Consider the following 15051-nt stretch of genomic DNA (forward strand, 5'->3'; position numbering starts at 1 on the left):
CGAATGAAAATATCTTTATATCAGCGTCTGGCAATCACCTTATCTTTTGCCTTTATTTTAATGGCTTACCTGCTGTTTTGGTGGAGTACCGAGCTTTCCCAGCATTCCCAGCACCAGGCCGAGCAGAAGTTGCACCTGCAACTGGCTGACCACCTTGCCCATGACAATCCTTTGCTGCAGGACGGCGTTTACGACAAAAAAGCCCTGGCCAACCTGTTCCATACCCTGATGTTATTGGGGCCGTCATTTGAATTTTACTTCCTTGACCCTGCAGGGAAAATTCTCAGCTACTCCGCCGATCCCAGCAAGATAAAACGCAAGCAGGTAGATATACGCCCGCTGCTGGATCTGATCGAGCACCCGCAAAACCTGCCTGTGTATGGCGATGATCCCAGGAGTCCCCATCAGCAAAAAATCTTCTCCGCCGCTCCCGTCTACACCAGTGAAAAGGGGACGGATGAAAAGCTTGGCGATAAAAGCCTGCAGGGTTATCTCTACGTCATTATCGGCGGGGAAATATATGACTCGGTATTCCAGGTCACAAAATCGGACCAGCAGCTCCAGCAAAACATTATGCTGATCTGCGGCGGCCTGCTGCTTATGCTGCTGCTGTTGCTGGCACTGTTTCGTTATTTTACCTCCCCTATCCGGCTGTTGCTTGCCGACATGCAGGCAATTCAGCAACATAAATTCGATCCCGCCAAGGTCAAGCTGCACAAGTGGCCGGCAAATGACAGCAATGAAGTCAACCTGCTTGGCTGTGCTTTTACCGCCATGGTGGAGCAAATCAATGCCCAGTTATTACAGCTCAACGCCAACGAACGCATGCGCAAAGAACTGCTGGCCCACCTGTCACACGACTTACGCACGCCACTGGCAGCCATGCAGGGCTATATTGAAACCCTGGCCATTAAAGGGGACACTATCAACCAGCAAGAGCGGGAGCAGTATATCGCCACGGTTTTGCGTAACGGCAAACAGTTAAAAATGCTGATTGACCAGATTTTTGAACTGGCCCATTTAGAAGACGGCCAGGTCTCGGTAAACCTGGAAACCTTCCCTATCGGCGAATTACTTTATGATATTGTTGCCAAGTTCTCTCTTAAAGCCAGTGAGAAAAACATCCGGTTGACCCTGAACCCCCAGCAGTGTCGTTACATGGTATATTCGGATATTGCCAAACTGGAGCGTATTCTCACCAACCTGCTGGAAAACGCCATTCGCCATACCCCGCAGCAGGGAGAAATCACCCTGGAAGTGATACAGGATAAAGACAAGGTCAAAGTCTCGGTGATCGATACCGGCACCGGCATCAGCAGTGAAGATATTGCCTACATTTTCGACCCCAGGTACCGCGCCAGTAACGCCACCGGGGATAAGAAACAACATGCCGGTTTAGGTCTTGCCATCAGTAAACGCCTGAGCATGATTTTAAATTCGGAATTAAGTGTCGAAAGTAAACTCGGCCACGGCTGTCGTTTTTCATTTTGCCTGCAGTCGGTAATGACCTGAGCACGGTAAAAAATACCCGGGTTAGCATCAAGTGACGAGGCTAACCCGGGAAAGGTTCTGCACACCGCAAACTTACAAAAATAAAACAAAAATCTTACAAACACCCTACCCAAGAGCTGAGGTTATTTGGTAGAATTTTGCTGTTTAATTCATCAGCAACGATTTAACTGGCGGACATTTCTAACGGAGTAGATATGAAATTTTTCTTTGGACTGGCCATTGGCCTGTTATCACTAAACCAGGCTGCAAAAGCTGAAACCATTGTCCTGTTTGCAGCAGATGAGCAATGTCACTCCCGGGAAACGGGCAAAGGCATTCGCTACATTCCTCCCTGCAGCCTAAGCGATAGCGAATTTACTTTTACCCTGCCCGGGGATAACGGCGATGACATAGACAGCAGCGCCGAGACACAAAGATTAAACCTTAATTTTCATTGTGAATCGTTAAGACCCTTAAACATTGAATATCAAATCCGCCAGCAAGAGCACATCATCATTTCCGGCAAGCTGGCACCGTCACAAGATAACAGGCAGTTAAGCTCAAGTTTAAGCATGCTGGAGCCCGCCGGTCACTATCAGATAAAGTTAATTAAAATCAACGGAATGAAAGGGTTTCAGGCGATCAAACCCGACTGCCGGTTAACCTTGGACATTCACGGTAAAACAGATGGCGCCCTGACGGCCGACACCGGCTCCTGAAATAAGTCATTACAGCACCAGGCCATGCCGGCGAGCAGGTAAATCCAAACACAGCCTTTTCGCCTGGCTTCACTGCAGCGGATGCAGGTAAATTTTACCGGCAACCTCTGTTGTCCTTGTTTCAGGGCTTAACAGGGCAAAGTAAAAAATAATGCCGTTAACGGCAACAAAAAAAGCGCCTCCCTTCCATATTGTATACATTTATTATATTTTTACGCTAACGTTAAAAATATGGAAAAAAAATGAATAGTAAATTCCAACTCAGCGCCAAAACCCTGCTGCTCAGTGCAGCATTCTCGGCAGCGCTGTCCGGGTGCAGCCAGCAAACCACAGAACACAAACCAAGTGCGAAAACCGCAGCTGAAATGGCTGCGACCAGTCGCTTGCCGCAAACTTCTGCCTTTGACCTGCAATATGAAGCCTTTGAACTCGATAACGGCTTAAAGGTGATTTTGCATCAGGATAAATCCGACCCCATTGTCGCCATGTCCACTATAGTGCATGTCGGCTCCAGCCGGGAAAAAGCCGGGCGCACCGGTTTCGCCCACTTTTTCGAGCATATGTCGTTTAACGACTCGGAAAATGTGCCCAAGGGCGCCAACCGCAAAATGATCCCCGAGCTGGGCGGCGAACGCAACGGCGGCACCTGGAGTGACGGCACCATCTATTATGAAGTGGTGCCGAAAGATGCTTTTGACAAACTCCTGTGGATCGACTCCGACCGCCTCGGCTTTATGCTCAATACCGTAGATGCCGGCACCCTGGAGCGGGAAAAACAGGTGGTAAAAAATGAAAAACGCCAGCGGGTCGACAACCGCCCTTACGGCCATACCTATCATGTCATTAAAAAGGCACTCTATCCCGAAAGCCATCCCTATAACTGGACGGTGATCGGCGATCTGGCGGACCTGCAGGCAGCAACCCTGGACGATGTCAAAGAGTTCTATCACCAGTTTTATGTGCCCTCCAACGCCACTTTGGTGATCGCCGGCGACATCGACATTGCCGAAACCAAAAAGAAAGTTAACCAATGGTTTGGCGAAATAAAAGCCGGCAAGCCGGTGCCGAAAATGCAGCCGCAGCCGGTAAGCCTGGCGGCGGACAAAAAGCTTTACCATTTAGATAACTTTGCCAAGTTACCGGAAATCCGCCTGACTTTTCCCGCGGCAGAACAATACCATCAAGATGCCTACGCCCTGGAAGTGCTGGCCATCCTGCTGTCAGAAGGAAAAGATGCCGCACTCTATAAAAGCGTGGTAGAAAAAGCCAAACTGGCTCCCGCCGTGAACGCCTGGAATGAAGCAAATGAAATCGCCGGTACTTTCAGCATTAATGTCCGCGGCAATAAAAGCACCCGTCTTGACGATGTTTACCGGGCGATAGAGCAGGCACTAAGCAACTTTGAAAAAGATAGCTTTAGCCAGGCACAGCTGGATAAAATCAAAGCCAGGCAGGAAACCGACTTTTATTACAGCTTCGAAAGTATTCTCGATAAGGCCCAGAAATTAGGGGAATATAACGAATACGCCGGCAGTCCTGAATTTATCAAAACCGATATTGCCAATATCACCGGTGTCAGCAAAGAAGATATCATGCGGGTATACCGCAAATACATTAAAGACAAGGCGGCGATCATCACCAGCTTTGTCCCTAAAGATCAGCCGGAGCTGATCCTAACCGGCTCGGTTAAAGCCAAGGTTGAAGAGGAAGTGATCAAGCAGGGAGCCGAAGAAAACTTTGTTGAGAACGATGCCATTGCTTTTGACAAAACCCCAACCCGGTTTGACCGCAGCGAGCCGCCGCTATCCGAGCTGCCCGAGCTGAAAATTCCCGATGTCTGGCAAACGGCGCAAACCAATGGCCTGCGGGTATACGGCATAGAACAAACGGAATTGCCGATAGTGAATTTCAGCTTGCGTATCGATGGCGGCCAGCTGCTCGACAGCAAAGACAAGCTAGGTACCGCAGCCCTGATGGCACAGCTGATGAATGAAGGCACACAAGATAAAACCCCGCTGGAGCTGGAGCAGGCAATCGGCTTATTGGGGGCCAAGCTGGAAGTTTCCGGCGATCAGGAAGCCATTATCATTGAAGGGCAAACCTTGGCGAAAAATTTCGAAAAGACCCTGGCACTGATGAAGGAAATGTTGCTGACGCCGCGCTGGGATCACCAGGAATTTGAGCGCCTTAAAGCCGCCAGGTTAACCCGTATTGTCCAGGATCAGGGCAACGCCGCCCGCATCGCCCGCAATGCCTTTATGAAGCGCCTGTATCCTAAGGGACATATCGCCGCCACCCCGACAGGCGGCACCCGGGAAACGGTATCGGCCATAGAACTGGCGGATATCAAAGCTTACTACCGTGAGAATGTCTCCCCGCAACAGGCAAACCTGCATGTTGTCGGCGCTGTCAGCCAGGCCAGGGTGCTCGATGCCATTAAAGGGTTTGCCGGCTGGACAGGTAAAAAAATCCCCATGCCGCAGCAACCTGAAATGTCGGTATTAACACAGCCAAAACTGTACTTTATTGATGTGCCCGGCGCCAAGCAGTCGGTTATTTACGTCGGCAAGCCTACAGTCGCGGCAAGCAGTGAAGAGTTTTATCCGGTACAGGTAGCCAATAACCGCCTGGGCTCGGGCATGAGCGCCCGCTTGGGACAGACATTGCGTATCCAGAAGGGCTACACCTATGGCGCTTATTCCTTTATTCCATCCACCAGCTACCAGTCGCCCTTTGTTGCCGCCTCCCAGGTACGCACCAATGTCACCCTGGAATCGCTGGAGATCTTCAGAGATCTGATCGCCAACTACCGAGACACCTATGAAGCAGAAGATCTCGCGGTCACCAAAAACATTATTATCAAAGGCAACTCCCGCAAGTTTGAAACCCTGGACAGGCTGCTGGGCATGCTGGAAGGCCAAAGCCAGTTTGATTTAGCCGATGATTATATTGAGCAGCGGCAAAGCTATGTCAAGCAGGCCGATTTGAAGCAGATACACCAAACCATCAGCAAACATTTGGACGAACAACAGATGATTTATCTGGTGGTAGGAGATGCCAAAAGCCAGCTAAAACGGCTGAAAGACTTAGGTTACGGCGAAGCTGTTATTTTAGATAAAGATGGGAATATTATTTAAAAGCTCCCGGTAAAAAGGCCCTGGCGGGCCTTTTTCATCTCAGGCTTAATTAACATCTGGCGTTTATCGCTTACACCCGGATTTAATTGAGCCGGCTAAAAATCATTACATACACTTGCTGTAATAGGCATCACAGAAGATACCGCCGCTCATTTGGCAGTACTGCATCAATTTAGTACAGCTCTGCCAATTATACGGGTCGCTCTCGGCCATAAGGTTGCCGCTCATGCCGAAACCAAGTCCCATAGCTAAGATGATCGCTTTAGTCTTTTTCATTATTTAATCCCTTCTAATAAAAAGTAATAAAAATTGATCTGAGTGCTTTCACTCAAATAAAGAGGATGCCGAAATGAATGCCCGGGATGTCTGTCAGCATTTTCATCAACAGCACTTTCCCCGGCTACTTTCTGATCGGCTGGCCTTATGCTAATGAAAAATAACCACCAACACAAGAAACACTTACTTAACATTACATTAAAATCTAGGTAACCTTACTCAGAGAAACACAAAGCAATAAAGATAATGATATTGATTGATATATCAGGGCTTTTCAGGGCAAATAACTAAAACAGGCGGATAAAGAGAGATTAGGGCACAAAATGAGCAGGAGTCGATTTTTCTTTAACAGGGCTGGCATCCGGCCCATAAAAATACAGATCCCAGCAAATGAGATCTGTATCATTGACAAGTTCAGATTCAGGTTACCTTTAACGGTAAGTTAGACTGAGCGATTGCCCGCCAACAGATTATTGAGTCTGAAAGCCAGCCCTTGCTGTAAGCTGTTTTGTTTGGCGGCTTCAACATCGGCATATGCCAAAGTCGTCATTTTTCCGGCATCAATGTTAAAAGACGGAACATTCAGGCTGGGCGCAGTAAAGTTCATACCGGCTTCTGCTGCACCTTCAACCAGATCGTTGTCAGCATAGCTGCTGTCTTGAGAAGAGCTGCTGTCCTGCGAACCGCTACAAGGCATAGGTTCCCACTCGGTTGTGTCCCAACAACCAGTTGAGCCGGCAGCCTGGGCTTTATTGAAGCCCCAGCCCCAACCGGATTCCATGCTGGCTGAAACCTGGTTAAAACCGGCATCATCTTCATAATAACCTTGCTCTGCTGGCGGGGTAATGTTACCCATTAACAGAGTGACGGCAAGAGCGGTTTGTGAAAGTACTTGTACTGATTTTTTAACTGTATTATTCAACGTAAATTCCTTAATTTTCCATGTTGTTGCAAAAGGATGCCAGAAAAATATTACATCCGATTTACATTTCAAGGACATTTTATCCGATTAAGAACAACAGGTTAACTAAAAAACTTGATTTCGATTAATTTTTTGTAATGAAGTCGTTAATTAAACGATTTTTGGCTGAAATATAGAACATCAGGGTAAAATTTAACCTTGCCGAACTCTCATGAATGTTCAGCTAAAGCATAACCTGGCGATATCAACGGATAAAAAATCACCTTACAATCAGGTTCTCGGCGTTTTCAGCTAACAGCAACAGCAATGAATAGCCAATTCACAGCAAATTTAAGGCTCACTTGCAGGGATAACAAATTAAGCTTGTAGATTTTCCGCCTTATTCCCCCGATATAGATATTACATAGCGCCAGGGGGTGTGATATGATTTTTCGTTTCCCGATAATCAACCGCAGACACCGCCGAAAATGAAGATTGCAGTACCTAAAATACAGCCCCTGAGCCAGATTTTACCCGAAGAGCCACTATTAATGATGGGTGCCGGCCCCGTGCCGATCCCTCAGGCAGTGGCCAATGCCAATGGTATAGTGATCAACCACTTGGGTGAAACCATGGGCACTATAGTACAGCAAATGAAATCTATGGCAGGTTATATCTTTCAGACCCAGTCTCCCTGGATCGTCGGGGTGGCGGGTCCCGGCTCTGCCGCCATGGAGATGGCCGTTGCCAATTTGGTCTGGGACAATACCCGGGTACTGAGTATCTGCAACGGCTTCTTTTCCAGCCGCCTGGCACAAATGGCCGAAAGATCCGGTGGTGAGGTCAAACAGTTAACGGTCGCCGAAGGAAACAGTGTCGAAGCCGAGCTGATCCGCCAACAGGTAGAAGAATACCGCCCGCAAGTGATCACTATAGTACAGGGGGAAACCTCCAATACCACCTATAACCATGAACTGGCAGCAATCGGCGCCATAGCCAAAGAGTATAACTGCTACCTGATAGTGGACGCCGTCTGTACCTTAAGTACCATGCCGCTAAAAATGGATGAATGGCATATAGATGCCGTGATCACCGGCGGACAAAAAGGCCTGAGCTCTATCCCGGGGGTTTCCCTGGTGGCATTTTCAGAAAAAGCCTGGCAACGCATCAATAGCCGGGAAAGCCAGATACCGCAATGGACGCTGGATGCCAAACTGGCCTCTAACTTCTGGCATAAAAACTCCTATCATTACACCGCACCGGTTTCCGGCTTGCTCGCCTTGTATGAAGCCATGCGCCTGATTTGCGATGAAACCTTGCCAAAACGTTTTCGCCGTCACCTGACCTGTTCAAAGGCCTTACAAAGCGCCATTGAGGCGCTGGGACTTGAACTTTATATTGACCAGCCCAACCGGTTAAATTCTGTGGTCGGCATCAAACTGCCACAAGGACTGGAAGCAAAAACCGTGTGCGAGCATATTTCCAAAAATTACCGGGTGGAAATTGCCGGCTCGTTCGGGCCGCCGATTGTCCGTATCGGCCAGATGGGAGAGCAATGCCGCGAGCATAACCTGTTCCGCACCATACATGCCTTAGGCTCAACCTTTAAAGACTTAGGGGTAAATGTCGATATTCCTCGGGGTATGGCTGAACTGGAAAATGTGCTGCAGAGGGAAAAAATGTAATTTCTTTTTCCCCTAGTCAATGACAGACAAAAAATAATATCCCCCCTGCTTACACAGGGGGGTATTAACAGCTCCAAAGCAAACTGTATTAAGCGGCAACTCCTTGTTGCTGATACCAGGCCTGAAACATCAATATCGTCCACAGATGTGAGTGCCGCCCCTTCGGATTTGATTTACACTTTTCCCAAAGATATCGCACCAGGGCAGGTTCCAATAGACCTTGTTGTTGCAGTTTATCTTCCGACAATAATTCCTCCGCCCAATCCCTTAACGGCCCGGAGAGCCATTTTTTGATTGGCGAGCCAAACCCTTGTTTTGGCCGGTTCATCAGTTCGTCCGGCACATAACGGGCAAGTACATCCCTTAATACGGTTTTCCCGGTTTTCTGGTTATACTTATATGCCGTCGGCAATGACCAGGCAAATTCAACAATACGCCGATCCAGCAAAGGGTTCCTGGCTTCCAGGCTGGCCGCCATACTCGCCCGGTCGACTTTCACCAGGATATCGCCGGTCAGATAACTGGTGTAATCCAATAACATCATATTAAATTCCGGCTCGCCGATATCCAACGCCTTAACCTGTTCAATATTGACCAAACTGACCGGCTCTGCTCCCTTTACCAGGCGGTGGGGTTCAATAAATTTACTGATGCGGCTTTGGTATAAATCCAACGGGTGGTTGGCGGCAATATTTTGAGCATGTTGCAAAAATTTATGCTCACACCGGGACAAGCGGCCAATAGAATTGCAAACCTTACTCAAGGGCCAGCGCAGCAACTCAGGTATTTTCTGGTTCACTTTCGTTAATTTATGGCTGCTGAAATAACGCCGGTAGCCGTAAAAAAGCTCATCGCCGCCATCCCCGGTCAGGGCAACGGTAACCCGGTTTTTCGCTAATTTTGCCACCAGGTAAGTGGGAATTTGTGAAGAGTCACCAAAAGGTTCATCATACATATCCGGTAACAGCGGCAATACATCCAGGGCATCCCGGCCGGTCACTATCAGCTCATTATGATCTGTGCCTAAATGGCCGGCAATTTTCCTGGCGGCACCGGCTTCACATTTCTTGTTGTTTTCAAAACCTATCGAAAATGAATTCACCGCCCGGGAACTGAGGGACTGGGCGATGCCGGTTACGGTAGAAGAGTCTATACCTCCCGAGAGCATCACCCCCAGGGGAACATCGGAGATCATGCGGATCTTGGTCGCATCCACTAAATGCGCATCCAGCTGGTTTACGGCATCGTCGTAACTGCCGCTAAACGGTTGCTGATATTGTTTTTTCGCACTCTGATAAGCACACCAGTAATGGCGAACCCGTGTAAGCAGACAGCTTTTATCGATGAAGATATCAGCATTTAAGGTGATAGTGGCGCCCTGGGCTAATTTATAAATATGCTGATAGATAGAATACGGCGCAGGTACATAGTTATAAGTCAGATATAGAGTCAGCGCTTCTTTGTCTATTTCCCCGGAAAATTCGGGCAACACTTTCAGCGCCTTTAATTCGGAAGCAAAGACAAAATCCTGCCCGACCCAGCCGAAATACAGGGGTTTCTTAGCTGCGCGATCTTGTGCCAGAGTTAAACTTTGTTTTTGCTTATCCCATAAAGCAAAAGCAAACATGCCGTTAAATAAGCTCAGGGCTTTTTCCAGCCCCCAGTGACAAACCGCCGCCAGTAGAACCTCAGTATCACTGTAGCCGACAAAGGCAAGGCCCTCTTTTTCCAGCTGAGCTTTTAGCTCTAAAAAGTTATAGATTTCACCGTTGAAAACCAGCACATAGCGCTGGCAGGGAGAGGACATCGGCTGGTGTCCGTGAACAGTTAAATCTTGAATGGATAAGCGGCTATGTCCCAGGGCAATACCGGCTTCATCACTCCACAGCCCCTGGGCATCCGGCCCCCGGTGACTAAGTTTTTCCGACATTCGCCGGATATTATCAAGATATTTTTCCAGGTTGAAAATTTTATTAGTTGCCGACCATAAACCAACGATACCACACATAATTACTACTCTCTTATTATTACAGCAAGGCGTTTGCCTGCTATGAAGTTTTAACAAACCGCATAGCCACAGCCCTTGCCAGGAGCTTGAATTTCAGTTGTTTTCATCAAAACAACCTTTCACTGTATCCCTACAGGCCTTAGATAAACCAGCAAATAATCGACCCGCAACGGACAATATTATTGAGAATAATAAAACGGTAAGTGCATCAAGGGGCAGGTTGATATCCCCGCATGATTTGCTTAACAAGCTTTACATTCATTTCCTGGTAATTTGTAAAAATCTCTTCTTTAATAAACTCCCCCGTGACGATACGCAGGCAGCCATGAATGTGACCATATCAAGAGATTCTTAAGAAATGCTTAACATTGAAAATTTGCAGCACTTACTTTCAAACCGAAATCTTCAGCCTGATGCTCTCAGACAGTGAAAACCCCATCAAGTTCACATTTCCTTACAAACAACCATCAAAACCTAACCCTTTGATTTTATTGATTGTAATAAGTAGGAAACAAGAGTGGCATTGCCAACACCACTGAAAACACCACCTCGATAATTACACTTTATTTACACTTGATTACTTTTTTGATAAGTGGTAAATCAAATACCAGCAATAACAAGTAAATACCCCAGCCCGTGACAACAAGCTCAGCAGAATAAAAAGAAAAAAATGTTAATTAATTGAAACAACATTTGTTATCCCCGATGAGTTTTGCTATATAAGCAGCCCATTTTCCAAAGAAAGGCTTCATGTTTTGAGTTATAAGGATCAATATATTGAGCGTTATGCTGATGTAGAAACAGTAGAGCGCAAGCATGGTGATAAACAAGAAACTATCATTTGCATCATACCGCCGACGTTGGCTGAACAGAAAATCAAGCTGGAAATAGACTTTGATTTAAATAACTTTAAACAGGGGAAATATGGCGAATTCTCATTAAACGGTTTTCTTAACCGTTACCTGGCGGGCAGTCGCAGCCTGAAAGAGTCGCGTTCCGTCTCCCGTAAACGATTAGCCCTGGTCAGCAGCCAGATAGGCTTTGTTGATCCTGAAGCCATAGATCTGGTGACGCAAATGGCCAGATACCAGCAAGCCAGAGAAATATTGGCAGCCAATAAACAGCTTTCTCTGAAAATACTGTTGGACGTCAACCGGCTGCTCGAAGCCGAGCACAAAAAAGCCGGCAACATCCGCAAAAACCAAAACTGGATCGGCGGCAAATCGCCTATGGCTGCCTATTATGTCTGTCCGCCGGCCGAGCACGTCGATGCCCTTATCAACGACTGGCTGGCGTTTGTCAATAACACAGAGCTGGCCGAAGATGTGCTCGCTATCGTCGGCCATAATCAGTTGCTAAACATACATCCTTTTGCCGACGGCAACGGCCGGACCGGACGGGTATTTTTACAGTCACGCCTGGAGCAAAAATACGGCGATATTATCCACCCTTCCCTGTATCGCCTGCACAAGCAAAAAGACACTTATATCGATGCCATCCAATCCACCTTAAGAGCAGAAAATTTCAGCGCACCGGTACATGATTACTGGCAGGAAAGCTTATCCTGGGGCGACAGGTTAAAACGCCGTATGTACAAGATCCTGGCCGATGGCCAGGCCAAGATAAACGGCCGCCTGGCCATGCGGGCCTTATCTGCCAACGGTAAAAAGTTGCTGGATCATTTATGGGTACAACCGATCGTCTGTGAAAAAGGCTTATTTAAGCATTTCGGCTGGGACTTCTTTACCGCCCAGGCCGCGATTCAGGAACTGATCAATTGCAAAATTCTCGAAGCACGCCGACTGCGCCAGCCGGAAGGTGCGGTCATCTATGACTGCCCGTTGATGTTTGCCACCTGGCAACAGCTGGACGATGCTATTTTCCTTAAAGAAGAGGAAACCGATGCCGCATAAGGCAGTGTAAAAGACACAAGATTTATTCTTCCATAACCTGCTTGAGTGCCTGTATAAATCCAGGTGCTTGGCTTGCGTCGGGTACGGGCAAGCTGACCGTACATCCTGTATATATGGCTCCTGTTCATCCATGAACCCGCCTTATTGCCTGCATGGAGGCAGGTACTTAGCTTACGTCGGGAACCGGTAAGCTGACCGTACATCCTGTACATATGGCTCCTGTTCATCCGTGAACCCGCCTTATTGCCTGCATGGAGGCAGGTACTTAGCTTACGTCGGGAACGGGTAAGCTGACCGTACATCCTGTACATAAAAAAAGCCCTTGCGGGCCTTTTTTATAACTCTTTAACGGTTAACACTTGTGATGTGCCGCCTCGTTATAACTGACCGCCACAGGTATGGTCAGTATCTTTTTCCCCTGATGCTTCAGCCACAAATAAATGGCGCTAAACACCACCACCACCATCACCAGGTTGATCACCGCCATTAACGGCTCATTGGCAATATTACCCAGCTGGAAGCAGGCGGTAGAAACCAGGTAGGCCAGGGTAAAGCTCCACAAAGCGGCAAAACCGGCCCAGCGTGAACCAACTTCGTTTTTAATAGCCCCCATCGCCGCCACACACGGGGTATAAAGTAAAATAAACAGCAAGTAGCTAAAGGCGCCCAACTGTCCGGCAAAAGCCTCCTGCATCACATGATAAGTGGTGATTTCCACTTCCTGCTCCTCGGCCGCCACGGCTAAATCGCTGACCTCACCGACATCGATACCTAAAGGATCGTCCGGGGCTATGCCCAGCAGGTTTAACAAAATACTGTCTACCGCTTCTTCCCAGCTGGCCGCCAGCGAAGGCTCTGCTTCCTCTTCCCCTTCTCCCGGGGAGTACAGGCTGTTAAAGGTGGCCACTAAAACTTCTTTGGCGAAGATACCGGTAATAATACCGACCCCGGCCTGCCAGTTTTCTTCCTTAACCCCCAGTGGCGCCAGCGCCGGCATCACCACTTTGGCGCTTTGGCTTAATATCGAACTTTCACTGTCCTGGTGGCCGAACTCGCCATCCGTGCCTATGGAGTTGAAGAAATTCAGTAAACACACCACGATCACTATGGTTTTACCGGCACCGGTCACAAAGCCCTTAGTACGCTGCCATACCCGTTGGCTGATATAAGTAAGCTTAGGCCACTCATATAAAGGCAACTCCATGATATTAAGCGAACTGTTACCCGGTAGCAGGGTTTTCTTAAGCAGAAATCCGGTAAAGATAGCAGCGGCTATGCCGATTAAATAAAGCAGGAACACCAGATTCTGGCCATTATCGGGAAAAAAAGCGGCGGCAAACAAAGCGTAAACAGGCAACCTGGCGCCACAAGACATAAAAGGAGCCATCATCACAGTCGTTAAGCGCTCACGCTCACTATCGAGTACCCTGGTCGACATCACCGCAGGCACAGTACAGCCAAAGCCGACAATCAAAGGCACAAAAGCCTTGCCGGGCAAGCCGATTTTCTGCATCACATTATCAACGACAAAAGCCGCCCGCGCCAGGTAACCGCTGCTTTCAAGCAGGGATAAACCGATAAACAAACAGGCAACCACGGGAATAAAAGTCGCTACCGTTTGTATGCCGCTGCCGATACCTTCAATGATGGTCAGTAGCCACATCGGCAGATTGAACCCGGCCAGATAATGCGCCGGGTAAGAAACAAAAAGGGTACCGCTGAGGATATCAAAAAAGTCGATAAAAGCGCTGCCGACATTAATGGCAAACATAAACAGCAGATACATCATACCGAGAAACACCGGGATCCCCACCAGAGGATGTAAGACCAGGTTATCGATTTTATCGCTTAATCCCGGTTTATGCTGCCCGGAGGTATTTGCTGCTTGTGACGCCTGCACCAGGGTATTAACCCGGCGGTGGCGCCTCTGCATCTCATTAAGCTGCGCGGTTTTTTCACATGTCTGTCCGTCTTCACTGCAGCAAGTATTGTCAGTGCTGTTAACCTGATAATCATTACGCTGCACCTGGCGATCCAGCAAAGCTATCAGCTCAGATCGGGTGTTCTCTTCACGGGCATTGATGGCAAATACCGGACAGCCCAATTGCTGAGCCAGCTTATCGGTATCCACCGCCTCAGCCTGCTTGCTGTCGCTTTTATTGAGCAGGACTATCATAGGCACGCCAAGTTCAAGCAACTGGGTGGTTAAATAGAGCTGACGTTTTAACTGGGTGCTGTCGATCACATTGATCAAACAGTCAATTTGTTTTTCGCGGATAAAATCATGACTGACGGTCAGATCTTGCCCTTGTTTTTGGCGCTGGGTTAACGAGCTCAGTCCCGGCAAGTCCGACAGCAGGACTTCGCCATCGGCAAGCGGAAAAGCTTTTTGCTTGGCCGCCACGGTAACACCGGACCAGTTGCCCACTTTTTGCTGGCTGCCTGAGAGCAGGTTAAACAGCGTACTTTTACCTGAATTGGCAAACCCCACCAGGGCATAATGCATCATACGTGACATTAACAATGTTCCACTTTAATTTGGCCGGCAATTTTCTGGCCGATAGAGATTTTAGTATTGTGAATTCGAAACGCCATAGGGCCATTAAAAGGCGCCTTATGGGCCAGGGAGATTTCGCTGTCGGGCACAAAGCCCTGTTCCAGCAGCTGTGCTGCTAAGTCGAGATCTTCGGGTAAACCGGCAATAATCGCTTTCTGGTTAGGTTTTAATTCGGCTAGGGTCATGTTTAGTTAATCCTTTATGACTTATTTTCGGCCACCCACTTAATGAGAATAGCTATCATTATTATTCTACCTTTTGCAGATAAAAAGTACAGCAAAAAGAACAGCTTTGCCCGGGGGCTTGATTTGCATCAAAAGCAAAAGCTCTAAAATGACAAACATTGACATCGCTGTTTTTTTAC

At 48.0% G+C, this 15051-nt stretch carries 10 protein-coding genes; 5 read left to right on the top strand and 5 right to left on the bottom strand.

The annotated features are described in order from the left end of the window. Positions 1-3 precede the first annotated feature (3 nt). From QL234_RS26435 to QL234_RS26445, 3 genes are all read left to right on the top strand, one after another. A complete protein-coding gene (locus QL234_RS26435) occupies positions 4-1512 on the top strand; it encodes a HAMP domain-containing sensor histidine kinase (protein WP_281560757.1) in 1509 nt (502 codons plus the stop codon). Between the two features lie 194 nt (positions 1513-1706). After that, entirely contained in the window at positions 1707-2210 is a 504-nt protein-coding gene (locus tag QL234_RS26440; RefSeq protein ID WP_281560758.1) for a hypothetical protein, read from the top strand. A 242-nt stretch (positions 2211-2452) separates the two neighbouring features. Beyond that, complete coding sequence (locus QL234_RS26445; protein ID WP_281560759.1) at positions 2453-5347, top strand: pitrilysin family protein; 2895 nt, start codon at positions 2453-2455, stop codon at positions 5345-5347. Positions 5348-5452: 105 nt separating this feature from the next. Here QL234_RS26445 and QL234_RS26450 read toward each other — a convergent pair whose 3' ends face one another. Further along, on the bottom strand, positions 5453-5623 hold the full coding sequence (locus QL234_RS26450; RefSeq protein ID WP_281560760.1) for a hypothetical protein: 171 nt from the start codon (positions 5621-5623) through the stop codon (positions 5453-5455). Positions 5624-6065: 442 nt separating this feature from the next. Beyond that, on the bottom strand, positions 6066-6545 hold the full coding sequence (locus tag QL234_RS26455; RefSeq protein ID WP_281560761.1) for a hypothetical protein: 480 nt from the start codon (positions 6543-6545) through the stop codon (positions 6066-6068). Between the two features lie 467 nt (positions 6546-7012). Here QL234_RS26455 and QL234_RS26460 point away from each other — a divergent pair, with 467 nt between their 5' ends. Then, positions 7013-8209, top strand: a complete 1197-nt coding sequence (locus tag QL234_RS26460; RefSeq protein ID WP_281560762.1) for an alanine--glyoxylate aminotransferase family protein — start codon at positions 7013-7015, stop codon at positions 8207-8209. Between the two features lie 88 nt (positions 8210-8297). Here the strand turns inward: QL234_RS26460 and asnB are convergent, their stop codons facing one another. Further along, positions 8298-10217 carry an asparagine synthase (glutamine-hydrolyzing) gene (gene asnB / locus QL234_RS26465; RefSeq protein ID WP_281560763.1) on the bottom strand — a complete coding sequence of 640 codons (1920 nt, stop codon included), beginning with the start codon at positions 10215-10217 and terminating at the stop codon, positions 8298-8300. Positions 10218-10972: 755 nt separating this feature from the next. Between asnB and QL234_RS26470 the strand changes: the two genes are divergently transcribed. Further along, positions 10973-12130, top strand: a complete 1158-nt coding sequence (locus tag QL234_RS26470; RefSeq protein ID WP_281560764.1) for a Fic family protein — start codon at positions 10973-10975, stop codon at positions 12128-12130. 352 nt (positions 12131-12482) lie between these two features. Here QL234_RS26470 and feoB read toward each other — a convergent pair whose 3' ends face one another. After that, the gene (gene feoB, locus QL234_RS26475) at positions 12483-14648 is read right to left on the bottom strand and encodes a ferrous iron transport protein B (RefSeq protein WP_281560765.1); all 2166 of its coding nucleotides are present in this window, start codon (positions 14646-14648) and stop codon (positions 12483-12485) included. Next, positions 14648-14872: a FeoA family protein gene (locus QL234_RS26480; RefSeq protein WP_281560766.1), complete on the bottom strand. Its 225-nt coding sequence runs from the start codon at positions 14870-14872 to the stop codon at positions 14648-14650. Before QL234_RS26480 ends, feoB begins: the two co-directional genes overlap by 1 nt. Between the last annotated feature and the right edge of the window lie 179 nt (positions 14873-15051).

Origin of the sequence: Thalassomonas sp. RHCl1 (assembly GCF_947387555.1) — a bacterium.
Lineage (GTDB): Bacteria > Pseudomonadota > Gammaproteobacteria > Enterobacterales > Alteromonadaceae > Thalassomonas.